Source organism: Kluyvera huaxiensis (genome assembly GCF_040149365.1).
Taxonomy (GTDB): Bacteria; Pseudomonadota; Gammaproteobacteria; order Enterobacterales; family Enterobacteriaceae; genus Kluyvera; species Kluyvera intermedia_A.
This window is the reverse complement of record NZ_JBEFLV010000001.1, coordinates 25464-49137: the sequence shown is the minus strand read 5'-3', so window position 1 is coordinate 49137 and position 23674 is coordinate 25464. Positions and strand designations below refer to the sequence as shown.

Below are 23674 nucleotides of genomic sequence, written 5' to 3'. Positions count from 1 at the left end.
GAATGGTGCATTGGTCATACCAAAATTGATGTGCATCAAGTTTTATCGCGCAGAAGTTGAGCGGATGAAACTTCTGGCATAAAACCGCAAGGGAATGAGGTTAAAAAATAACAAAAAAAAGCCCCGGCTACGTTTACGTAACCGGGGCCATTCAGAGGCGATTATCCGAGGGTTTTGAAGGCTTTTATCCGCTGTAAATGCGGCGAGATATTCTTAAACTTATGTCCCTGCTCTTCATCCCAGATGATTTCATAGTAGTGGTGCAGCATGCCTGCCGAGCGCTGGCTATCCAGCGCATCGTCATGACGAGAGAGAATAGCCAGGCAACGATCGCGGTTCTTCTCGCGGAAGTTATTCACGCACTTGGTGGCAATGTCTGCGTACTCTTCCGGGCGGTCAATTTTGCCTTCCATGTTCTCATTCGGGAACAGGTTAGGGTTAAACACCACCTGGCGGATATCACACAGGAACCCGATCCGCTCGGCCCAGAAGCCGCCAAGCCCAACGCCGCAAATCAGCGGGCGCTCATCAGCGCTCAATTGCAACATCTTGTCCACTTCCTTAAGCAGATGCTGCATATCGTGTTTCGGATGCAGCGTGCTGTAGCTAATCAACCGCACGTCCGGGTCGATAAACTGCAGTTGCAGCACCTTTTCATGATTGCCTGGGCTATTCGAGTCAAAACCGTGTAAATAGATAATCATCGTATCCTCACCACATCAAAGCGTTTGATAACAACACATTACGTATTCATGGTGCTATAAGCGATCTTTCTGACCGACTCCCATCACTCATAACCACTAATTTTGTATGTATTCTAGCAGCTTGTGGCCTTCCGTCCTCGCCTTATCGATAATGTTGCTTGTTTTCTCTGTATACACCACACAGTTGGAAGGAATATCTTTATCGATATACGACATCGCGCCGATAGTCACGTTATCACCAATCGTTAGCCTGTCGCCAACGATGCATGAATTAGCGCCAATATTGACGTTGTCACCAATGCGGATCATCCTTTCGCCATAATTGTTTTTCGTGCCGATGGTTGTATTTTGCCTCATAAGCAAATTCTTACCGGCAACAACATTGTGAGAGACAACCACGCCATTATGGTGAGTTATCACGAAGCCGCCGCCAATTCGGGCACCCAGCATTATTTCGGTGTTGTACTTTGTTTCCAGCATCCGGTTAATTTTCCGCGCGGTCCATCGCCTTAGGCTTCCGCCCTGGAAAAACAGACAGCTGGCGATTCGCCACCACACCACAAATCGTTTACCCGGCTGTCTCCAGCAGCGAAGCATAATCCTGCGCCACGTAAAAGGTTTTCTTCCCTTCAGGACATCGTCAGATAAGAAACTTTTCATTTCCTGGTAGTGAGAATTTGCCTCGCTTCCGCTCAATCTCACCGAAAAAAACAGCACCACAACCAGGATATATATACAGAGCATAAGATTTTTCTTAGTTAATAAAAAACTATCACATCATGCACGGGTTGGGTCTGGATTTTGTGATTAGGGATGCTATTGATAAAAATGGATTTCAGCGATAAAAAAAGCGCGGCCTTAATTTCGCCCGCGCCTTTTCATCATTTTTTGTTATCCCGCATCGGGATGGATTATTGCGCCGCTTTCACTTCCTGCCAGCGCTCATGGAGTTGTTCGAGCTGAGCACTCACCGTTTTCCAGCGCGCGGAATCCCTCAGTTCCTGACGGCTAAACGATCCCGTGTGGTACAGCTTCGCCACACGTTCAGCGTTGATCGGTGACAGGTTATCCAGCACGCTGACCGCACCCTGGCGGTTATTGCAAACGAGGATCATATCGCATCCGGCGTCGAGCGATGCCTGACCGCGCTCCGCGTAGCTGCCCATAATAGCGGCACCTTCCATTGACAGATCGTCAGAGAATATAACCCCGTCAAAGCCCAGTTCGCCGCGCAGCACGGTCTTCAGCCAGTACTGCGAGCCGCTGGCCGGACGCGGGTCTACCGCATCATAAATCACGTGGGCTGGCATAATGGCATCTAGCGCATTTTCGGTAATCAGCTTCTGGAAGACCGCCATATCTTTAGCACGAATTTCTGCGTCAGAACGCGGGTCATGCGGCGTCTCTTTATGGGAGTCAGCCGTCACAGCACCGTGGCCCGGGAAGTGTTTGCCCGTGGTTTTCATCCCGGCATCATGCATACCGTTGATGAAGTGGCGCGCCATCGCCAACGCTTTGTGCGGGTCTGCATGATAAGAACGCTCGCCGATAGCGGTACAGATATGGCCCACGTCAAGCACCGGCGCAAAGCTGATATCGATATCCATCGCGATCATCTCGCTGGCCATTAACCAGCCAGCATCCGCTGCCATGCGGCCGCCTGCCTCTTCGCCCAAGACAGCGGCAAATGACTGCGCCGCAGGTAAGCGGGTAAAACCTTCACGGAAGCGCTGTACGCGCCCGCCTTCCTGATCGACCGCCACCACCAGGTGATTACGTGAAGCCGCGCGAATCTGGCGTACCAGTTCGCGTAGCTGCTCAGGGTCATGATAGTTACGGGTAAACAGAATTAAACCGCCTACCAGGGGATGGGCAAGGATCTCACGTTCCTCGGCGTCCAACTCATAACCTTCAACATCCAACATTACTGGCCCCACACGGCCTCCTTCTTATTCTGTAGCTGCCGCCAAATATTATTGGCCAGCGTGAAAAATTGTTCATCGCCGGTTTGCTGCCCGCGACATTCAAACCAACCCGCCATCAGTATCAGCACCCATGGCCGCCAGCGTAGTACCTGCCGCCAAAGGATTTCTGGCGCCATGTGTGCACGTGCCGCGTAGACCTGCGTGAGCTGATAGCGTTGCCTATTGTCATCCGTCCACACCGCCGCCAGCTCCAGCGCAACGTCACCATCACCAGCATATTCCCAGTCGATAAGCCGTAGGCCCTGCGCGGTATGTACAATGTTACCGGCATGAACGTCCATATGCAGCGGGGCCAAGCGCAGCGCACGCGGCTCGCCCTGCTTACGCAGGCGCTGTAAGCAACGCAGCCAGAATGGCGTACGTCGCGCCGGGGCGCACTGCTGCCAATACTGTTCAAGCAGCGGCAACAAGGCAAGCTGCCAGCCAAACCGAGGCTGCTGGTGTAAATCATACAGGAGAGCGGCGAGAGGACGAGTTGCCGGGAGCACGCTTTTGATCTCACCGACTAAAAATTGAACCGCCATCCAGCCGGGCGTATAAAAAACCGGCTTTGGTGCCAGCGTCGCCGGTAAACGGCGTAGGGCGTGATACTGACGAAGAAAATCGCTTTCCGGCGCGTCAGGCGCATGATGCTGGCGTAACACCAGCCGCCGTTCGCCATCCTGAAGGATACAGCTGCTGCCGCTCAGCCCCGATGTTCCGGGGCTGGCGTCGATGCGGTAGTGCGGGAAATAGCGTGACAGCACGGCGTCACGCGTAAGCTTATTGTTGCGCAACCGCACCCTTTCCTGACCAGACAATTTCACCGGTCTGCACCATCATCAACTGCATTTGCAGGGTTGGTGAATTGACGTTGCCGGTAGCATTGGAATATAGAACGTACTGCGCGCCAACGTTGCGGGCAATGCCCATCGCTTTGCTACGCGTACCAAGGCTATCCTGCGGCGACAGGCCAAGCTGTTGTTTTGCGACCGCCAGCTGCTGCGGAGAAACCAGGGTGAATTTAGCGTTACCCGCCAGCGCATTGTGCAATGCGGTAGTTGCTTCACCAGCATTCAATGAACCGTTGGTACGATTATTAACGCTATCTACCAGCAAAATACTGCCCGCGTTAACACCAGCGGCCTGCAGCATTTTGCCCACCAGCGGCTGCGCAGCGCCATTCCAGTCGTAATGCCGCACGCGAGGCGTCGGCTGAGCTGGTGTTTCCCCGCCGTGCTCAATCGGCCCAGGCTGCGTCGGAACAGTCGGCACGGTCGGTACCGTTGGCACCGGTTGTTGCGGTTCAGTTGGCTGCTGCGGCTGTTGTGGTTGCTGCGGATTAACCGTATCAACCGGCGCCGGTTGCTCGCGAATCGTACACCCTGCCAGCAATATTGCCAGGGAAGCAATTAACGCATAGCGACCCAATTTACTCATTCCAGTTTACCCCTCACAGATAAAGATAAAGCCGGGCTTTATGCGCCCCTAAACCGTTGGCAGTCCCGTACAGCGTAACCGATCCCTGGGGTGGGACCGTGATACTGCGCGGCGCCTCTAGCGGGTGCATTTCCAGCCCTCTGGCGTCATACCAGTAAAAACGATAATGAACGGTGACCGGCTCTCGCCTTTCATTAAACAGCTTCGCGCTGGCGGTGGCCTGAATATCCGACGAGCTGATTTCAGGCGATTGCGCGCTGATCCCCGCCGCGAGGACATTCGACTCCATCACCAGCGGCTGCTGCTCGCTGACGGCAATTTCCGGGCGCGAGTGGCACCCGGCAAGCAGCGTCGCGCAAAGCACAAGACCCAGACATCCCGATTTCATAGATTAGCCTTTATGCGCCAGCATTGGCCCCAGCGGGCGTCCGCCCACCAGATGCATGTGGATATGGTAGACTTCCTGCCCACCGTGGCGATTGCAGTTCATGATCAGTCGATAACCGTCGTCAGCAATCCCTTCGTCACGCGCAATTTTTGCCGCCACGGTAACCATCCGACCCAGCGCCTGTTCATGTTCGGCGGTGACATCATTCGTGGTGGCAATCAGCGTATTCGGGATAATCAGAATATGGGTTGGCGCCTGCGGGGAAATATCGCGAAAGGCGGTAACTAAATCGTCCTGGTAAACGATATCTGACGGGATTTCGCGACGAATGATTTTGCTGAAAATTGTTTCTTCTGCCATTAGGAGTTCCTTTATTATTCTCATTTTCTGTCGGTAAAATCGTTACCGGCGAACAGGTTACATGCCGAGAGTATGAGCGAGTTGCAGCCTCTGTTTCAACCTGAATGCATTTTTTCTTACATCACCGCGGCCTTTACTTACGCACCCACTGGCCGTTGATGCCCTGAACGTATTCACCCAACTGAGCTTTGTCGATCAATTTCTTGCCCGCAAGCCTCGCCACCTCTTGCTGCGGCAGGTTATTGCTGAGGGCTAATTGCTGGTAACTTTCGCTGCGCGCCTGGTTGATTTTTTTCACCAATGCCAGCGTATCGTTATCCTGTTTAAGTGCCGCCAGATAACCGCTCTGCGTCTCGCCAACGCGCCCCTGCTGGCGGGCATCCGTCAGCGTTAACGCCTGCACCTGAGTGCTTAACAGGCCAAGCGTCAGTCCCGCGATAATCCCTATTTTTCGCATGATCACCTCAGAATAAATCGCTACGTGATTTCAGCAAATCCTCAACGTCCTTATCGGCCTTGATGTGGATTTCATGCTCAATCTTCACATTCATATTGATGGTAATCGGCTCTTTCGGCGCCGCCACTTCGATGCGAGGTACGCATCCGGACAGCAGACCGCAGGCCATCACTCCCAGCATGGCGATGGGTAATTTCATTGTTGCTCCTTACATTCCGTGCCGCTGCGACACGGCGCACCGGGAAGGGTCGCGTGTTGCTCAAGCCATGACTGAAGTTTGTCGCCAAAGCGCAGGCTTCGCCACAAATCAAAAACATTCTCCTGGTGCGTATAGTTCAGCTGCACCGTACTGCGTTTGTCATCCATCACCCCGGTACCGGTGACGGCAGCCTGTAAGGTCAGAAGACCCAGGCTGTCGAGGTTAATCCGCGTCCACGAGCGGCTAATTTCCAGATAGCGCAGCCAGTTGATAGCAGCGCCCGCGGCAATATTGTCATCGGCGACCGCATCGGCCGTGTCTTTATCCAGTCGCAGCGTCATTGGGCCGGGGTTATGCAGCCAGCCGTCCTTGATTATCCATTTACTGTCGTTGAGCCACAGCGGCAGCGCGCCATCGACCGGGCCGGACATAGCAAACTGCTTCGGATTCACCGCGCTGACCAACTCACTCATGGAGATATGATGCAAACGCAGCAGCGCCGCATCATGCTGCGGCATACGGAGCTGTTGCATAGTGATTTTACCGCCCAGCACATCAACGCTGACGTCGCTAAGCTGCAACGGCGAGTCTTCGCTCCACGGCCAGGTACCCTGGAGATCGGCGGCCACATTCCGCGCTGTCACCTGATTGACAATTTCCGCAATGCGCAGCGATACCGGGCGGCGCGTCCCCAACTGCCAGACGCCGCCTTTTAAACGAAACGGCAGCACAAAATCGACGCCGTTCACTTCGTTATCCGGCATCCACGCGCTGCCGTTACGCAGCACACCGTGCCCACCGGCTTCAAAACCTTGCCCAGCAGCGGCAGAGAACGCCACCTGAGCGTAAAGCGAACCGTCACGCAGCTTCATTTTCCAGTCCGGCGGGACCAGCGGCTGGAATACGGTCAGCGACTGTTTCGGCCACCAGGCGTTGCCGCGTAGACGTTCGCCATCCCAACGTCCGTTCACCTGAATGGGCCCAATGGCCTCCGCTTTCAGATTACCTTTGAACTGGAAGAAGGTCGGATCGCGGCCATCAACGCTAAAACTCAGCGCGGAGGCAGGCAGCACGCTGCCGCCGGTAAAGCGGGTTTCATTCGCATCCAGCGCCAGAGTGCCGGTAAAGGAAGGATGCTGCTCATTGCGGATCCAATGGATAGGTTTTTCCAGCGTCAACCGCGGCTTGTCGATGGTCATGGTGCCGTACTCGAGCTTATCGAAACCGGTCGATAGCGAATTCAGAACAATCGCGCTGTCGCGCCATTCTCCAGTACCGGTCACGTCCCAGCGCGCCTGCATCGGGGTAAAGTGCCCATCGCCCCAGTAGCGCCACCGCCAGGTGCCTTTATCCGGCATAAAATTGTCGGCCTTACCATCAAGATGTAAGACAAAATCACCGGTTTGCTGCTCATGGGCACGCAAAATTGCCTGCAGCCGACCATCAATCCCCTGCGGCGATATTTTCACCCCGGCCAGCGGCCAACGCACATCATCAATATTCAAGGCATCAATAACCCGACCGCGCGATCGCAGCAACGCGCCGGGCTGGAAGGCAAGCTGCGGCGTCATCAGCGGGCCACTCAGATGCGCAGGCAGCCTGGCGTAGAGGATCAAATCCCCCTGCTTCGCTTCCCCGGTCAACTGTAATGGCATCTCGCTGTTGTCCATGCTGAGCGTTCCCGGGCCGACGCTTAACACCGCGTTCCCCTTACCCGCATCGCCGGAGGTTAAAACATTCAGGCGACCGGTGATCAGCGTTTTATCGATGCCCTGCTGCCAGTTTTCTAACTTCACGCCTAAACGACCGCTCAGCGGTATTCCCGCTTGATAAGGCCAGCTCCAGCGGCCATCGCTGATGGTGAGCTGCTGTTCGGTCAGGAGCCACGGAAAATCCACCAGCGGTTCATCTTCACCGCGGGCCATCATCACCAGTTGCCCCTGGTTTCCGTCCCAGTTCAGTTCGGCATCAACCAGCGAAGGCACTTGCGGCACCTGGAGAGTGGATTCCAGATGACCTTTAACCGGCAGGCCATCCGGCACCAGCGGCATGGTGAACTCACCCAGTAGCTTCACCGGCTGTTCACCGTCGATAAGGCTGGCGTGGAATTCACTGACCGTCAGCGCCTGGCCGTGTAATCGCGCATGTAGCGTGACCTGCTCGCCCTCATATTGCAGATCCTGACGCTGGGCGGTGAGTGAAACGTTTAGTTTCCCCTGCCATTTTTCCCACGGCGAAATGCTCAGCGAATCAATAGAAAGCCAGGTATTGGGCAGCATCGACTGCCATTCGGCAAGAGTGCGCGGCGCGCCGGGCACGGCATCGTTTTGCGGCAGTTTGGCAAAACAGACGGAATTGAGGTTGACCGAGGCCGCGTGCAGCTGCCAGCGGCTGGGGTGTGACAATGTGACATCTTTAAGCGTCGCCAGCTCGCAGTCACCGGCAAGATAGCGTAGATCAGGAATACGCAGCGCCGAACGGGTCAAGCGCGGGCTGTCGTTCAGGGCAATGCGAGTTCCTGCCGGTAGCCAGATGCCCACCAGCGTAGGGACCCAGTACCCCAGCGTCATCACCAACGTTAACGGCAGGAGTATTAAGAGCAGGAGTAGCGCAATAACGGCTTTATATTTACCCTTCATGGGTGCAGTAATATCCAGTTTAAGCAGGCAGTCATGCCGGACCACACAGCGAGCGGTCCAAAGGCGCATATTGTGTCATGTCAGACCAGAGAGTGAAAGCCGCTGTCATGGTATTAAGCGTAGCTGCTATAAAATAAAATGCGTGTAATTTCAGTTGATTCTGATTGAGCGTATCGGTTTCGCTCCCACTTCTAAAGCGCGTATACTGGTGATAGTTTCCTTACGTAACTTTAGCATTCAAAACATTTTTACATTTTGTATGATTATTTGAAATATGCTAACTTGACTCTAAAATCACCGGAGAAAAGTCTTATGAAAATCGCCGTTTACAGTACAAAGCAGTACGACAAAAAGTATCTGCAGAATGTGAATAAGGCCTATGGCTTTGAGCTTGAGTTTTTTGACTTTCTATTAACGGAAAAAACCGCAAAAACCGCACATGGCTGCGAGGCTGTCTGTATTTTCGTTAATGACGATGGCAGCCGTCCGGTACTGGAAGAGTTAAAAAAGAATGGCGTGAAATACATCGCCCTGCGCTGCGCGGGATTCAACAACGTTGACCTTGACGCCGCAAAAGAACTTGGCCTGCGCGTGGTGCGCGTTCCCGCTTATTCACCGGAAGCGGTAGCGGAACATGCTATCGGCATGATGATGACCTTGAACCGTCGTATTCACCGCGCGTACCAGCGTACCCGCGACGCTAACTTCTCGCTGGAAGGTCTGACCGGCTTTACCATGTATGGCAAAACAGCTGGGGTTATCGGTACCGGTAAAATTGGCGTTGCCGCCCTGCGCATTCTTAAAGGTTTCGGTATGCGCCTGCTGGCGTTTGACCCGTATCCAAGCGCGGCGGCGCTGGAACTGGGCGTTGAATACGTTGATTTACCGACGCTGTTTGCCGCGTCTGACGTGATTACGCTTCACTGCCCGCTGACCGAAGAAAACTACCATCTGCTGAACACCAGCGCCTTCGAGAAGATGAAAGACGGCGTGATGCTCATCAACACCAGCCGTGGCGCGTTGATTGATTCACAGGCCGCGATTGAAGCGCTGAAAACGCAGAAAATTGGCGCGCTGGGGATGGACGTCTATGAAAACGAACGCGATCTGTTCTTTGAAGATAAGTCTAACGACGTTATTCAGGATGACGTGTTCCGTCGCCTGTCGGCCTGCCACAATGTGCTGTTCACCGGCCACCAGGCATTCCTGACCGCCGAGGCGCTGACCAGCATTTCGGAAACGACTCTGGAAAACCTGAGCCAAATCGACGCTGGCGCAGACTGCCCTAACGCACTCGCCTGACACGCCATGCTCCCCAGCGCCCGCTGGGGAGCATTTTCAGATAAGCCCCGCAGACATTATCCGCAGTACAGTTAGACTTCCAAGTCATTCACTACATGTATTCATAAGAAGTTTAGTGCCATGAAGAAAATCGTTTTCCTGCTGGCGGCAGCGACTATGCTCGCCGGATGCGTCTATAACAGCAAAGTGTTTACCGGCGGCGATCGGCTACAGCATCACCGCTTTGTGCTTGAAAGTGTTAACGGGAAGCCGGTCCAGGGAGAGGACACCCCGATGGATCTGAGCTTTGGCGAAAAACAGCCACTGCTGAATAAGATTTACCTGTCAGGCGCGCTGTGCAATCAGTTCTCCGCGATGGCCACGGTGACTAATGGCGAGCTGAGCGCTCCCGATCTGGTTATGACACGCAAACTGTGCCGCAATGCACAGCTTAATCAACTCGATGCCACGCTTGCGACTATGCTTCGCCAGGGCGCGCAGGTGGATTTAACCGAATCGCAGCTGACGCTGGCCACGGCTGACCAGACGTTCGTCTATAAACTCGCCGATCTGATTCACTAGCGATTAATAGCTGCCGCAGGTGCCTCCCGCCAGGGACTGCTCGCTACAGCGCTTACCGTTAGGTAACGCGCACATGCCAATACTGGATCCATCAAGTTGACGCGCAGCCGAGAGCGTTCCACCAATCATGGCGCAGTTTGCATCACCTGAACTCGACATCGCCGCTCTCATCCCCGGCGTGACGTGTGCCGCAGTAGCCTGCTGAACAGGTTCACTGCTGCACGCGGACAACAACAGCGCCGCACACCCAACTAAAAACGCAGCTCGCATCACTTCCCTCCGAATCGCAAAAATAAGAACAAACCTAAGCATCATAGGCATCACCGCGCGAGACGTCGAGAGACCAAACGCGCATTTATGCACTGTAGAAACATTTTCTGGCAATTTTGTTGGCGGAAAACATTCACATCGTTGATATAGCCCCCCAACAAGGACACAAAAGCAAAAATGATTCAGCGCCGGGTTTGCTAAACTTCAATCAATACCATCGGCAAAATCGATGAGTTTATAAAGGATAAATTCCCGGTTTGCGGCAAGTCCGCGAACCTCTTTTTGCGCAATGTAAGGTGTCATAATCAATGATCACAATTGACGGTAATGGTGCGGTCGCCTCTGTTGCGTTCCGGGCCAGTGAAGTCATCGCCATTTACCCGATAACGCCAAGCTCAACCATGGCTGAGCAAGCCGATGCCTGGGCGGGAAACGGTCTGAAAAACGTGTGGGGCGACGTCCCGCGCGTGGTAGAAATGCAGTCGGAAGCGGGCGCCATTGCCGCCGTGCACGGCGCATTGCAGACCGGCGCGCTATCGACCTCGTTTACCTCATCGCAGGGACTTCTGCTGATGATCCCGACGCTGTACAAACTGGCAGGTCAGCTAACGCCGTTTGTCCTGCACGTCGCCGCCCGTACCGTGGCGACCCACGCGCTGTCTATCTTTGGCGATCACTCTGACGTAATGGCCATTCGCCAGACCGGCTGCGCTATGCTGTGCGCCGCGAGCGTGCAGGAAGCACAGGACTTCGCGCTGATTTCGCATATCGCCACGCTCAAAAGCCGCGTGCCGTTTATTCATTTCTGCGATGGTTTCCGCACCTCACACGAGATTAACAAAATCGTGCCGCTGGCCGATGACACCATCCGCAACCTGCTGCCGCACGAGGAGATAACCGCTCACCGCGCCCGCGCGCTGAATCCAGAGCATCCGGTTATCCGCGGAACCTCCGCCAACCCGGACACCTATTTCCAGTCTCGCGAAGCCACTAATCCTTGGTATGACGCGGTTTACTCTCATGTTGAGCAGGCGATGAATGATTTCGCCGATGCCACCGGTCGCCACTACAAGCCGTTTGAATATTACGGTCATCCGCAGGCCGAACGCGTGATTGTGATTATGGGTTCCGCCATCGGCACCTGCGAAGAGGTGGTGGATGAACTGCTGACTCGCGGCGAAAAAGTGGGCGTGCTGAAAGTTCGCCTGTATCGCCCTTTCTCCGCCAAACATTTGTTACAGGCGCTGCCGGAAAGCGTGCGCAGCGTGGCGGTTCTCGACCGTACCAAAGAGCCGGGTGCACAGGCTGAACCGCTGTATCTCGACGTGATGACCGCGCTGGCGGAAGCCTTCAATCAAGGCGAACGTGAAACGCTGCCGCGGGTGATTGGCGGTCGCTACGGCCTTTCGTCGAAAGAGTTTGGCCCGGACTGCGTACTGGCAATTTTCAACGAACTGACAGCCGCGAAGCCAAAACCACGTTTCACCGTTGGCATCTACGATGACGTGACCAATCTTTCCCTTCCGCTCGCGGAAAACACCCTGCCGTCGAACGCGCGGCTGGAAGCGCTGTTCTACGGGCTGGGTAGCGATGGCAGCGTATCGGCGACCAAAAACAACATCAAGATTATCGGCAACTCCACCCCGTGGTTTGCGCAGGGCTATTTTGTTTACGACTCCAAAAAGGCCGGTGGCCTGACGGTGTCGCACCTGCGCGTTAGCGATAACCCTATTCGCTCCGCCTATCTGGTGGCGCAGGCCGATTTCGTCGGTTGCCACCAGCTGCAGTTTATTGATAAATACCAGATGGCCGAGCGCCTGAAGCCCGGCGGCATCTTCCTACTCAACACGCCGTACAGCGCGGATGAAGTCTGGGCACGCCTGCCGCAGGAAGTCCAGGCCGTGCTGAATCAGAAAAAAGCCCGCTTCTACGTTATCAACGCAGCAAAAATCGCCCGTGAATGCGGCCTGGCAGCGCGAATTAACACCGTGATGCAGATGGCGTTCTTCCATCTGACGCAGATCCTGCCGGGCGATAGCGCCCTGATGGAGCTGCAAAACGCGATCGCCAAAAGCTACAGTAGCAAAGGCCAGGATCTGGTTGAGCGTAACTGGCAGGCGCTGGCGCTGGCACGCGAGTCGCTGGCGGAAGTGCCGCTCCAGCAGGTCAATACCAGCAGCCCGAACCGGCCACCGGTGGTGTCCGATGCCGCGCCTGATTTCGTCAAAACCGTCACCGCCGCGATGCTGGCGGGCTTGGGTGATGCGCTGCCGGTTTCCGCGCTGCCGCCTGACGGCACCTGGCCGGTAGGCACCACGCGCTGGGAAAAACGTAACATTGCCGAAGAGATCCCTATCTGGAAAGAAGATCTCTGTACCCAATGTAACCACTGCGTCGCCGCCTGCCCGCACTCGGCGATTCGCGCAAAAGTGGTGTCTCCGGATGCCATGGAAACTGCCCCGGCTTCACTCCACTCGCTGGACGTAAAATCCCGCGATATGCGCGGTCAGAAATACGTGCTGCAGGTTGCTCCGGAAGACTGCACCGGCTGTAACCTCTGCGTTGAGGTTTGCCCGGCCAAAGATCGTCAAAATCCGGAAATTAAGGCTATCAATATGATGTCGCGCCTTGATCACGTTGAAGAAGAGAAAGTGAACTATGACTTCTTCCTCGACCTGCCGGAAATTGATCGCAGCAAACTTGAGCGCATCGATATCCGTACTTCGCAGCTGATCACCCCGCTGTTTGAATACTCCGGCGCCTGCTCAGGCTGCGGCGAAACGCCATATATCAAACTGCTGACCCAGCTGTACGGCGACCGAATGCTGATTGCCAATGCAACGGGCTGTTCGTCTATTTATGGCGGCAACCTGCCCTCCACGCCTTACACCACCGACGCTAACGGTCGCGGGCCTGCGTGGGCCAACTCGCTGTTTGAAGATAACGCCGAGTTTGGCCTGGGCTTCCGTTTAACGGTCGATCAGCATCGCCAGCGTGTGATGCGTTTGCTGGACGGCTTTGCCGAGCAGATCCCCGCCGAACTTAATGCGGCACTGCACGCAGAAGCGACACCGGAAGTTCGTCGTGAACAGGTGAACGAGCTGCGTAAAGCGCTGGCAGGCGTTGACGGCGCCGAAGAGCTGCTGACCGACGCCGACGCCCTGGTGGAGAAATCCATCTGGCTGATTGGTGGCGATGGCTGGGCATACGATATTGGCTTTGGTGGTCTTGACCACGTGATGAGCCTGACCGAGAACGTCAACATTCTGGTGCTTGATACCCAGTGTTACTCCAACACCGGCGGTCAGGCCTCGAAGGCTACCCCGCTCGGCGCGGTAACTAAATTTGGCGAACACGGTAAGCGTAAAGCGCGTAAAGATCTCGGCGTCAGCATGATGATGTACGGCCATGTTTACGTGGCGCAGATCTCGCTAGGGGCACAGCTTAACCAGACGGTGAAAGCAATTCAGGAAGCTGAATCTTATCCGGGGCCGTCGCTAATCATCGCCTACAGCCCATGCGAAGAACACGGCTACGATCTGGCGTTAAGCCACGATCAGATGCGCCAGTTGACTGCCACCGGCTTCTGGCCGTTGTTCCGCTTTGACCCACGTCGTGCTGATGAAGGCAAAATCCCGTTGGCGCTGGACTCCCGTCCACCTTCTGATGCATTAGCCGAAACGTTGATGAACGAGCAGCGCTTCCGTCGTCTGAACAGCCAGCAGCCAGAAGTGGCTGAGCAGCTGTGGAAAGATGCCGCCGCTGACCTGCAAAAACGCTACGACTTCCTCGCGCAGCTGGCTGGGAAAGCCGAGAAAGCGACGCCACAGGAATAAGCATCACGCGTTATTCCGCAACCATAAAAAAAGCCCGAATCATTATTCGGGCTTGTTATTTTAATAATAACCAAACAAATAAACGACACACGGCAACAATCATTCGTTGTGTGACAAAAGGCATATAACCGCCGTAGATTACGCCCGTGTTTTTCATTTGTATAATTTTTATTTTATATATTTCATGATGAATATATTCATGAAATCAATCATCATTTCATTGGAATTATCTTCTTTAGATTTTACTCATGCCGTAACAAATGATTTTTACTAATTGACATAACTTTCCATTAGCATGAACTCACTTCCTTAATAGGGAAGTTTATTAAAATAAAAACACTAAAGGAATTATTCCATGAACAGAAAAGTACTGGCCCTCATTATACCTGCCCTGCTTGCAGCTGGCGCAGCTCATGCCGCAGAAATTTATAATAAAGACGGCAATAAATTAGACCTCTATGGCAAGGTAGATGGTCTGCATTATTTCTCCAGTGATTCCGGCAGCGATGGCGATCAGAGCTACGTCCGTTTTGGCTTCAAAGGCGAAACTCAGATTAACGATATGCTGACTGGCTATGGCCAGTGGGAATATAACGTTCAGGCTAACAACCCTGAATCTACTGCCGATGATGCTAATCAGGCATGGACTCGTCTGGGCTTCGCAGGTTTAAAATTTGCGGAGTACGGTTCATTTGACTATGGCCGTAACTACGGTGTTCTGTACGACGTCGAAGGTTGGACCGATATGTTGCCAGAGTTCGGCGGCGACTCTTATACCAGGTCCGACAACTTTATGACCAGTCGCGCAAACGGTGTGGCTACCTACCGCAACAACGACTTCTTCGGTCTGGTTGATGGGCTGAACTTTGCGCTGCAGTATCAGGGTAAAAATGAAAACCCAGGCAGCGGCGAAGGCACCAACAACGGCGATCGTAGCATGCGTAACGCCAATGGCGACGGCTTCGGTATTTCCACTTCCTACGATTTAGGTATGGGCGTCAGCGTTGCTGCCGCGTATGCCTCTTCTGACCGTACCAATGACCAGATTAACGCCTACGATGCCACCAGCCATCAGTATGCAAACGGCGATAAAGCTGACGCATGGACGACGGGCCTGAAATACGATGCGAACAACATCTATCTGGCCGTGATGTATGCTGAAACCCGCAATATGACGCCATACGGTAGCGCTAGCAGCCTCAACGGCGGCGGTATTGCCAACAAAACCCAGAACTTTGAAGTAACGGCACAGTACCAGTTCGACTTTGGTCTACGTCCGGCCATTTCTTACCTGCAGTCTAAAGGTAAAGATTTGGATCTGGTTAACGGCGGCAGCACCGACAAAGATCTGGTCAAATATATGGATGTGGGCGCGACCTACTACTTCAACAAAAACATGTCCACCTACGTTGATTACAAAATCAACCTGCTGGATGGCGACGATAGCTTCTACGCCAATAACGGTATCGGCACCGATAACGTGGTCGGGATGGGTCTGGTTTACCAGTTCTAATCGACAAAAAACCCGCTGGCAGCAGCGGGTTTCTTCTTCCTGCGCGACACATTACTGCACCGCGCTTTCTCCGTGAATTTCGCCCTTAAATCCGGTTTTCGCAATCGCCGCCAGCAGGCGTTGATTATCGAAGTTCTCCGGCACTACTACCTGCGCCTGACGCGTTTTTAGGGAGGCTTTCGCCTTAATAACACCGTCGGTGGTGCGTAACGCCTGATTAATCGAAATCACGCACAATGGGCAGTTCATCTCGCCTACATCAATCGTGACCAGTTTATCGGCCGCCCAGCTAAATGGCGTCACCAGCAATAATGTCAGAATGACTGCTTTTTTCATTCCATCCACTCCCAAATCCAGGGCAACACGTACGGATAACTAATCAGCGCCAACACCAGCGGCACCGCCAGCCAGTAAAGCCACACCAGCACCCGACGGCTGACCACGTTGACGCACACCGGCTTAGGCGACAGATGTAAACGCCAGAAGCCGCGCGCCATTAACCCTATGGCCACTATCACCATCGGGATTTGTAGCCAGGATGCGCCGGGAATACCCACCAGCCCCGCCGCCGAAATACCAAACACCAGGTACAGCAGCGGCCCGATGCAGCACAGGGTTGATGCGCCGGCGGCGATCACCGCCGCCAGCAGCGTCAGCAATCCACCCTTAATGTTGTTCGACGCTGACATAGTCGTAGCTAAATAGCGCAGGATCGTAGAAGTTCAGCGGATCGCCGTCCACTTCAGCATACGGGTAGCCGAGGTTGTTGATATCACCTTGCTCAGCGGCTGGCGACAGCGCGAAATCGCGACCATGGTTGAAGCCGACCCAGTTCATTTCCCAGTTACCGAATAGGTAGTCATTCACCGCCGTCACCGCCGGGTCGCCGTTCTCTTTCTTCTCGGTCAGACGCATTTTGGTCACGTCCGCCGGGTCTGCCGGCATCCAGCCGTAACCGGCCAGCCAGAACATAGCGCGGCAGTGCTGACCGCCGCTCACTTTTGCCACACCCTGCGCATCGGCACTGCCGAAGGCTTTTTTAGAGTATTTATCCAACTTGCGGCTGGCACCTAAACGAATACCGAACATCTCGCGAGCCGGAATGCCAACCGCACGACACAGCGCCACAAACACCGAGTTGATATCGGTACATTTGCCGCCGAGTTTTCCGGTTTTCAGAATTTCGCCCACATCACCGGTGCCGCAGCCAATCACGGCATCATCCCGATGCATGTGGGTACTGACCCAATCGTGGATCAAACGCGCCTGTTTCAACGGCGCTTTCTCGCTGCCGATAATTTTCAGCGCAGTCTCTTTGACCAGTCCGTCGACTGGAATATGCGGCGTCGCATGGAGGAATGGCTTAATCTCATCAGGGATCACGACGGCTTCAGAGGGCAGTTGCCAGTCGGTAAGACGATTGTCTTTCAGCACTTCCCAATCACGGGTTTCAATTTCCATTTCCACTTTTATCTCCAGCGGACCGCTGGAAGAAGGCCAGGTGACAAACAGAACTTTTGCGCCATAGCGGTTATTGGCATTGAGCGCTGCGCTCTGGTAGTTCCCGCTAAAGGAAAGATTGAGCAACTGCTGGAAGGCGGTATCTTCCGGGATGGGGATCCACAAATTGACCTTACCGGATGAACCTTCCGGGGCTTTCAGGCTGTAGGTCTGGGTCATCACAAAACGGCGATATTTGCCGGAAGATGCGACCGCAGGTTGCGCGACGGTTTCCGTTTTAGCAAAGACTGGGCTAACCAGACCGAGCGTAGAAAGTGCCGCAGCACTTTTCAGAAAGTGACGCCTTTCCATTGTGTATCCTTCATCACCAGAAAAAGCTGGCGCTTAACCCCGCACCTGCGGAGGTTGGCCGTCATTATGCGACCATGCATTCATCACGACAACGAATAAGAAAGGGTAAAAGTAGCAATTTGCGGGCTTTAGCGATCTGCGGGCACACCGCGTGTCGGAGATACTGATGTGAAATGGTCCGCCGCCGAGGAGTCGAACCCCGTATCGTCAGCCAGGGAAGCTGATGCTTAGCCGATAAGCTAGCGGCGATATTCAGACATGAATCCATTCAATGAGCCAGAATGTACTTTATCGGTACACTTCCGCATTCCCCATCCATAAGCTGGAGTCACTCGGTGTGCTCAGCGCAATCACTCGTAATTTACCGCCACCAATAGCGCCCGCTTTTTTCTGTAGCGCCCTAATCACATCATCAGGGCTGCCGTTGATGCCGCTAACGGAAACGCGACCCAGCCTATCTAACCCCGACGAGGTGTCGCTGCCGATGACTTCCGGGAGTTCTGCCGCCAATACTGACGATGAGATCGCAAAAGCAAAAATTGCTGGAATAACTTTTGAAAAAAGCTTCATGTATTCAGTCCCTAATGTGATGAATTCATGAACGATTATCCACGTGAACATGCTAGTTAATGTCATCCAAACTCAAAGTTGTTTAAAGATTGCGTACCAAATGAGAACTAAAGATGTCGAAATAATTCACGGGGAATATGGGCGTTGAACACGCACACCGGAGAACAAAAAACGGATGACACGACGAGTAGCCCCAAGGGCAGTTGGTGCGCCGTTGTAAAACGTGCTGGCATTCGTCGCCGTAATCCGTACCATACGCGCATACTTTTGCCTGCTGGCCGCGAGCGGCTGGAGCTAACCCATCATTTTTAGTTAATCAGATGGGGCATAAAAACGCGCAAATGGTGTACGACGTCTACAGTACATGGATTGAAAAATGAACGGTGGCCCGCAAACCATGTTGAACAACTGGCTTGCTGCGTGAAAAACGTTGCCCCCGACATGCCCCTTTTGGTTTTAGAGAACGGTAACAATGCAAGAAAATCAGTCAACTACCAAGAAAGAACAATACAACCTGAATAAGTTACAAAAGCGCCTGCGCCGCAACGTAGGCGAAGCCATCGCCGACTTCAACATGATTGAAGATGGCGATCGCATTATGGTTTGCCTCTCCGGCGGTAAAGATAGCTACACCATGCTGGAAATTTTGCGCAATTTGCAAAAGAGCGCGCCTATCAGCTTCAGCCTGGTAGCGGTTAACCTCGACCAAAAGCAACCGGGATTCCCGGAACATATTCTGCCGGAATATCTGCAAAAGCTGGGCGTTGAATACAAGATTGTCGAAGAAAATACCTACGGCATCGTGAAAGACAAAATCCCGGAAGGCAAAACCACCTGCTCTCTGTGTTCGCGTCTGCGTCGCGGCATCCTGTATCGCACCGCGACCGAGTTAGGGGCGACCAAAATCGCCCTCGGCCACCATCGTGACGACATTCTGCAAACGCTGTTCCTGAACATGTTCTACGGCGGCAAAATGAAAGGTATGCCACCGAAGCTGATGAGTGACGATGGTAAACATATCGTTATCCGTCCGTTGGCCTACTGCCGCGAAAAGGATATCGAGCGCTTTGCTGAAGCTAAAGAATACCCAATTATTCCGTGTAACCTCTGCGGTTCCCAGCCTAACCTGCAGCGTCAGGTAATTGCCGAGATGCTGCGCGACTGGGATAAACGTTATCCTGGCCGTATCGAAACCATGTTTAGCGCCATGCAGAACGTGGTGCCGTCGCACCTGAGCGATATCAATCTGTTTGATTTCAAAGGGCTGACACACGGTTCAGAAGTTGTCGATGGTGGCGATCTGGCATTTGACCGCGAAGAATTGCCATTACAGCCGGTTGGCTGGCAGCCGGAAGAAGAAGACGGACAGCTTAACGATCTGCGTCTGGATATCGTGGAAGTGAAGTAATGCGATAAGCGTCTCAGGCTGCAGCCTGAGACGCATTCTGGAAAATTATTTCAGCAGACGCGCACGACACGCCTTACCTTTAATTTTGCCTTTCTGCAGCAGCTTAAACGCCTGGTGAGCAACGCTTGCGCGGACCGCCACGTAGACGTGAGCCGGATGCACATCAATCTTACCAATATCCGCACCGACCAGCCCAACATCACCGGTTAACGCGCCGAGAACGTCGCCTGCACGCATTTTGGCCTTCTTACCACCGTCGATGCACAAAGTGGCCATTTCTGGCGCCAGCGGCACGATGCGCGCTTTGGCGGGTTCAGGCATCCAGTTCAGCTTAATGTTCAGCATTTCAGCGAGGATATTGGCACGCTGCGCCTCTTCCGGCGCACAGAAGCTAACCGCCAGTCCGCTGTTACCCGCGCGTGCGGTACGGCCGATACGGTGAACGTGTACTTCTGGATCCCACGCCAGCTCGTAGTTCACGACCATCGACAGCGATTTAATATCCAGACCGCGCGCGGCCACATCGGTAGCAACCAGGATACGGGCGCTGCCGTTAGCAAAGCGGACCAGCGTCTGGTCACGGTCGCGCTGTTCAAGATCGCCGTGCAGCGCAATGGTGCTCTGCCCCGCGGCGTTCAGCTCTTCGTAGACGTCCTGACAATCTTTTTTGGTATTGCAGAACACCACGCAAGATGCGGGCTGATGCTGGCTAAGCAGCTGCTGCAACAACGCAATCTTGCCATGACGTGGGACGTCGAAAAACTGCTGCTCAACCGCTGGCAGCTCATCAACAGAGTCAATTTCAATGGTTTCCGGGTCGCGCTGGACGCGTCCGCTGATTGCCGCAATCGCCGTAGGCCAGGTCGCGGAGAACAGCAGTGTCTGACGTGAGGCAGGCGCAAAGCGGATAACCTCATCAATAGCGTCGCTGAAGCCCATATCCAGCATACGGTCCGCTTCATCCATCACCAGCGTTTGCAGTGCGTCCAGGGAGACGGTGCCTTTTTGCAGGTGATCAAGCAGACGACCCGGTGTCGCCACAATAATGTGCGGGGCGTGCTGTAAAGAGTCACGCTGCGCGCCGAACGGCTGGCCGCCGCAGAGCGTCAGCACTTTGATATTAGGCAGGAAACGCGCCAGGCGACGGATTTCACCAGCGACCTGGTCGGCCAACTCACGCGTCGGACACAGTACCAGCGATTGGGTCTGGAACAGGCTGGCATCTACATGTTGCAGCAGGCCAAGACCGAACGCCGCCGTTTTACCGCTGCCGGTTTTCGCCTGAACGCGCACGTCCTTGCCTGCAAGGATCGCTGGCAGCGATGCCGCCTGAACCGGGGTCATGGAAAGGTAGCCCAAGTCGTTCAGGTTGTCGATCTGGGAGGCTGGTAGTGCATTCAGGGTGGCAAAAGCGGTCACAATATTTTCTCGCGAATTAGGGGCTGTCGTTCAGCAGGCGCGTATCCTCGCAGATCTCGCGGGCCGATGCGACATAATAATCGAAGGGTTTGGTCAGGGGATAGCGGAAAACGGGCAAAAAAAAGCCGACTCTATAAAGCCGGCGTCGTACGAATCAATTGTGCTATGCAGTAATTCAAAAAAAGGAAGTAAGACAATATGGAGCGCAACGCCCATCGCTTGACGTTGCATTCACCTGCAGGAACGATATTGCCTCGATTGGGGTGCTGGTTTATTGACCTCGCTCAATTTAATTTGCGTTATCGCCATCAAAGAGCAATAAAAAGGTGATTTTTTACAACCATTTACTGCGATGTAACCACCACGTAACACCACCAATGAGTAACACCAGCATAATACAGAAGAGGGAGAAGCCCACACGCGAGCCGCCGCCCGGAATGCCGCCAAGGTTGACGCCAAACAGACCAGTCAGGAAAGTACTCGGCAAAAATACCATCGCCATCAACGACATGTTGTAAGTCCGCCGGGACAGCGACTCCTGCATCATCTGGGCGATTTCATCGGTCATTACCGCGGTACGCGCAATACAGCCATCAATCTCATCGAGCCCACGACCAAGGCGGTCGGCAATGTCCTGCATGCGCCGACGCTGGTCGTCGGTCATCCACGATAGGCGCTCGCTGGCCAGGCGGGCATAAACGTCGCGCTGCGGTGCCATATAGCGACGCATCACAATCAGCTGTTTACGCAGCAGCGCCAGAAAACCACGCGGCGGCACTTCCTGCTCCATCAGGTTATCTTCCAGATCGATGATTTTATCGTGCAGCTGTTCGATGAATTCGCTCGCGTGATCGGTCAACGCATCGCAGACGTCCACCAGCCAGGAGCCGCAGTCCGTTGGGCCGCTGCCCTCCTGCAGATCGCTGACCACATCATCCAGCGCCAGCACTTTACGCTGCCGGGTAGAAATGATGACCCGTTCATCAATGTACAGACGCATCGCCACCAATTGGTCCGGCCGCTCATCGGTGCTGCCGTTAATGCAGCGCAGAGTAATCAGCGTCCCTTCTCCTAACCGGCTCACTCTTGGGCGTACGCTTTCGCCCGCCAGCGCATCACGCACCGTGGCAGGTAGCAGCGGCGTGTTCGCCAACCACTGAGCGCTATCGTGATGGGTATAGTTCAGGTGCAGCCAGCATGGATTATCTTTGCTGACGTTCTCCGCGTCGGTTAACGGTTTCACGCCGCCCTGCCCATCCAACAGCCAGGCAAATACGGCATCATGCACGTTTAGATCAGATCCCTTTATGGCTTCCACATCGCCTCCGGTCGCAACTGTTTATCCTGATAGTCTAGCCATCTGCTTTTGTTAAGCAATAAGAGGACGCGCCATCGCGCTGAAATTATTCGTAAAAGCCCCTATTAACCTTACGGCAAACATAAAAAAGCCCGGCGTATACGCCGGGCTGGATATTGCAGAATAACTTAGAAAGATTGCCAGAAATTCCTATCATGGGTACCGGCAACTGCGGGCTGGAGGGGTTGCGGGTTGGGCTGAACGACAGCCGTTTGGCCTTCGTTACCGATACGGAAGCTCTGCGTACGTGATTGCAGCTCAATAACCTGACGTTTAAGCACATCAGATGAACCCGCAAGCTCTTCCACCACGCCGATATTACTTTGGGTAACTGTTTCCAGTTCCGTTAAGGCCATCGTAATCTGATCGATACCTTTTTCCTGCTCCGAGGTAGAAACCGCTATCTGCTCCATCAGACTACTTAATTCACCCGAGCCGGAGACAATCTCCTGCATATTTTTCTCGGCTTCGGCCACAATATTCGCCCCTTGGGTGACGTTCTCGCTGGTCACACTAATTAAGGTTTTAATATTTTTCGCCGCCTCCGCGCTGCGATGCGCCAGATTACGCACCTCACCGGCCACCACCGAGAAACCTTTGCCATGATCGCCCGCCCTCGCCGCCTCTACCGCCGCATTCAGCGCCAGAATATTAGTCTGGAAGGCAATACCATCAATCATGGCGATGATTTCAGTCATCTGACGGGCGCAGTCGGTAATAGACTGCATATTGGTGGCCACTTCACCCATTAATGCCCCGCCTTTGCGGGCGCACTGGGTCGCCTCTCCCGCTCGTTCACTGGCAAGTCGGGTATGTTCGGCATTATTTTTCGTGCTGGCAGCAATCTCTTCCATGCTGGCTGCCGTCTGCATCAGCGTCGCTGATTGCTGTTCGGTCTTCACCGATAGCTCGGCGCTGCGGTTCGCCAGTTGATCCGACATCGTCATTGCGTTATCAGAGGATGCGCGGATCTCAGCCACTAATGTAGAAATGTTATTGGATAAATTGTTGATTCCGGGAATTAATCGCCCGGCGCAGTTATTACCGAATATTGGAATTCGTACCGACAGGTTCCCATCATTAACTTCATCAATACTGCGCTTTACCGCATTAATTGGCGTGACGAGGTATTTTGTCATATAAATCCACAGGAGCGCTAATGCTGCCAGCCATATAATATTAATCAGCAATAGCAAGAATATATTCTTTGATAATATTAAACAGGTCACATCTGCTATAAGGAAAACCGCCAGAATAAACACCATGATAAACGTTCGGACGCTAATGTTTTTAAACATAACCCTTCCCCAACACTTACTGTGTTATTTGGTTATATCACCAGAAGTTGTATTTGCCAGACCATTTTAGCATTTCGTGCCACTTTAACCGTTAGCAGTGTAAGTTTCGCTTTTAACAGCTCTTTGATTCACCCAAAGTAAAACTTAAGCATAAAGAAACCAGAAATATTCTTAACT

Annotated in this window: 23 protein-coding genes, 1 tRNA gene and 1 pseudogene; 6 read left to right on the top strand and 19 right to left on the bottom strand. The window is 53.8% G+C overall.

All coding sequences use genetic code 11. From position 1 onward, the window contains the following. Window positions 1-161 precede the first annotated feature (161 nt). The 10 genes from ycfP to ABOC97_RS00210 all read right to left on the bottom strand — a co-directional run bounded on the left by ycfP (window position 162) and on the right by ABOC97_RS00210 (window position 8151). A complete protein-coding gene (gene ycfP / locus ABOC97_RS00255; RefSeq protein ID WP_234502839.1) occupies window positions 162-704 on the bottom strand; it encodes an alpha/beta hydrolase YcfP in 543 nt (180 codons plus the stop codon). Between the two features lie 96 nt (window positions 705-800). Continuing rightward, entirely contained in the window at window positions 801-1364 is a 564-nt protein-coding gene (locus ABOC97_RS00250) for a serine acetyltransferase (protein ID WP_349592628.1), read from the bottom strand. 251 nt (window positions 1365-1615) lie between these two features. After that, the gene (nagZ, locus tag ABOC97_RS00245) at window positions 1616-2641 is read right to left on the bottom strand and encodes a beta-N-acetylhexosaminidase (RefSeq protein WP_349592625.1); all 1026 of its coding nucleotides are present in this window, start codon (window positions 2639-2641) and stop codon (window positions 1616-1618) included. Further along, window positions 2629-3471 (bottom strand): thiamine kinase, encoded by an 843-nt coding sequence (gene thiK / locus ABOC97_RS00240; protein WP_349593501.1) that lies wholly within the window; start codon window positions 3469-3471, stop codon window positions 2629-2631. The genes nagZ and thiK overlap by 13 nt, the downstream gene beginning before the upstream one ends. Continuing rightward, window positions 3452-4099, bottom strand: a complete 648-nt coding sequence (gene lpoB, locus ABOC97_RS00235; protein WP_349593499.1) for a penicillin-binding protein activator LpoB — start codon at window positions 4097-4099, stop codon at window positions 3452-3454. Before lpoB ends, thiK begins: the two co-directional genes overlap by 20 nt. Window positions 4100-4121: 22 nt before the next feature. Further along, window positions 4122-4496 (bottom strand): YcfL family protein, encoded by a 375-nt coding sequence (locus ABOC97_RS00230; protein WP_234502836.1) that lies wholly within the window; start codon window positions 4494-4496, stop codon window positions 4122-4124. 3 nt (window positions 4497-4499) lie between these two features. Further along, window positions 4500-4856 carry a purine nucleoside phosphoramidase gene (gene hinT, locus ABOC97_RS00225; RefSeq protein WP_061279538.1) on the bottom strand — a complete coding sequence of 119 codons (357 nt, stop codon included), beginning with the start codon at window positions 4854-4856 and terminating at the stop codon, window positions 4500-4502. A 133-nt stretch (window positions 4857-4989) separates the two neighbouring features. Then, entirely contained in the window at window positions 4990-5313 is a 324-nt protein-coding gene (locus ABOC97_RS00220) for a YdbL family probable chaperone protein (protein WP_349592620.1), read from the bottom strand. A 7-nt stretch (window positions 5314-5320) separates the two neighbouring features. Further along, window positions 5321-5512, bottom strand: coding sequence for a YnbE family lipoprotein (locus ABOC97_RS00215; protein ID WP_349592617.1), 192 nt, complete (start codon window positions 5510-5512; stop codon window positions 5321-5323). Next, window positions 5509-8151, bottom strand: coding sequence for a YdbH family protein (locus tag ABOC97_RS00210; protein WP_349592614.1), 2643 nt, complete (start codon window positions 8149-8151; stop codon window positions 5509-5511). Before ABOC97_RS00210 ends, ABOC97_RS00215 begins: the two co-directional genes overlap by 4 nt. 312 nt (window positions 8152-8463) lie before the next feature. Here ABOC97_RS00210 and ABOC97_RS00205 point away from each other — a divergent pair, with 312 nt between their 5' ends. Beyond that, entirely contained in the window at window positions 8464-9453 is a 990-nt protein-coding gene (locus ABOC97_RS00205) for a 2-hydroxyacid dehydrogenase (RefSeq protein WP_349592612.1), read from the top strand. A gap of 120 nt (window positions 9454-9573) precedes the next feature. After that, complete coding sequence (locus ABOC97_RS00200) at window positions 9574-10014, top strand: META domain-containing protein (protein ID WP_349592609.1); 441 nt, start codon at window positions 9574-9576, stop codon at window positions 10012-10014. A 3-nt stretch (window positions 10015-10017) separates the two neighbouring features. Here ABOC97_RS00200 and ABOC97_RS00195 read toward each other — a convergent pair whose 3' ends face one another. Continuing rightward, entirely contained in the window at window positions 10018-10284 is a 267-nt protein-coding gene (locus ABOC97_RS00195) for a putative hemolysin (RefSeq protein ID WP_234502976.1), read from the bottom strand. Between the two features lie 308 nt (window positions 10285-10592). Here ABOC97_RS00195 and nifJ point away from each other — a divergent pair, with 308 nt between their 5' ends. Together nifJ and ompC are read left to right on the top strand one after the other, a co-directional pair. Continuing rightward, entirely contained in the window at window positions 10593-14120 is a 3528-nt protein-coding gene (gene nifJ / locus ABOC97_RS00190) for a pyruvate:ferredoxin (flavodoxin) oxidoreductase (protein ID WP_349592606.1), read from the top strand. 355 nt (window positions 14121-14475) lie between these two features. After that, a complete protein-coding gene (gene ompC / locus ABOC97_RS00185) occupies window positions 14476-15633 on the top strand; it encodes a porin OmpC (RefSeq protein WP_349592603.1) in 1158 nt (385 codons plus the stop codon). Window positions 15634-15684: 51 nt separating this feature from the next. Here the strand turns inward: ompC and ABOC97_RS00180 are convergent, their stop codons facing one another. The 5 genes from ABOC97_RS00180 to ABOC97_RS00160 form a co-directional block, all read right to left on the bottom strand. Beyond that, window positions 15685-15969: a heavy-metal-associated domain-containing protein gene (locus tag ABOC97_RS00180; RefSeq protein ID WP_349592601.1), complete on the bottom strand. Its 285-nt coding sequence runs from the start codon at window positions 15967-15969 to the stop codon at window positions 15685-15687. Continuing rightward, window positions 15966-16322, bottom strand: coding sequence for a hypothetical protein (locus ABOC97_RS00175; protein WP_349592598.1), 357 nt, complete (start codon window positions 16320-16322; stop codon window positions 15966-15968). Before ABOC97_RS00175 ends, ABOC97_RS00180 begins: the two co-directional genes overlap by 4 nt. Continuing rightward, window positions 16300-17445 carry a transglutaminase-like domain-containing protein gene (locus ABOC97_RS00170; protein WP_349592595.1) on the bottom strand — a complete coding sequence of 382 codons (1146 nt, stop codon included), beginning with the start codon at window positions 17443-17445 and terminating at the stop codon, window positions 16300-16302. Before ABOC97_RS00170 ends, ABOC97_RS00175 begins: the two co-directional genes overlap by 23 nt. 174 nt (window positions 17446-17619) lie before the next feature. After that, window positions 17620-17694 (bottom strand) — tRNA-Gly (locus ABOC97_RS00165). 39 nt (window positions 17695-17733) lie between these two features. Continuing rightward, complete coding sequence (locus ABOC97_RS00160; RefSeq protein ID WP_349592592.1) at window positions 17734-18015, bottom strand: YdgH/BhsA/McbA-like domain containing protein; 282 nt, start codon at window positions 18013-18015, stop codon at window positions 17734-17736. Window positions 18016-18174: 159 nt separating this feature from the next. Between ABOC97_RS00160 and ABOC97_RS00155 the strand changes: the two are divergent. After that, window positions 18175-18439 (top strand): annotated as a pseudogene (locus ABOC97_RS00155) (site-specific integrase); the annotation flags it as partial. Between the two features lie 48 nt (window positions 18440-18487). Further along, complete coding sequence (gene ttcA, locus ABOC97_RS00150) at window positions 18488-19423, top strand: tRNA 2-thiocytidine(32) synthetase TtcA (protein ID WP_349592589.1); 936 nt, start codon at window positions 18488-18490, stop codon at window positions 19421-19423. 45 nt (window positions 19424-19468) lie between these two features. On the opposite strand, the gene dbpA is transcribed toward ttcA, so the two are convergent. The 3 genes from dbpA to ABOC97_RS00135 all read right to left on the bottom strand — a co-directional run bounded on the left by dbpA (window position 19469) and on the right by ABOC97_RS00135 (window position 23497). Then, window positions 19469-20842 (bottom strand): ATP-dependent RNA helicase DbpA, encoded by a 1374-nt coding sequence (gene dbpA / locus ABOC97_RS00145; protein ID WP_349592586.1) that lies wholly within the window; start codon window positions 20840-20842, stop codon window positions 19469-19471. A 334-nt stretch (window positions 20843-21176) separates the two neighbouring features. Continuing rightward, window positions 21177-22160 (bottom strand): zinc transporter ZntB, encoded by a 984-nt coding sequence (gene zntB / locus ABOC97_RS00140; protein WP_349592584.1) that lies wholly within the window; start codon window positions 22158-22160, stop codon window positions 21177-21179. Window positions 22161-22327: 167 nt separating this feature from the next. After that, a complete protein-coding gene (locus tag ABOC97_RS00135; RefSeq protein ID WP_349592581.1) occupies window positions 22328-23497 on the bottom strand; it encodes a methyl-accepting chemotaxis protein in 1170 nt (389 codons plus the stop codon). Between the last annotated feature and the right edge of the window lie 177 nt (window positions 23498-23674).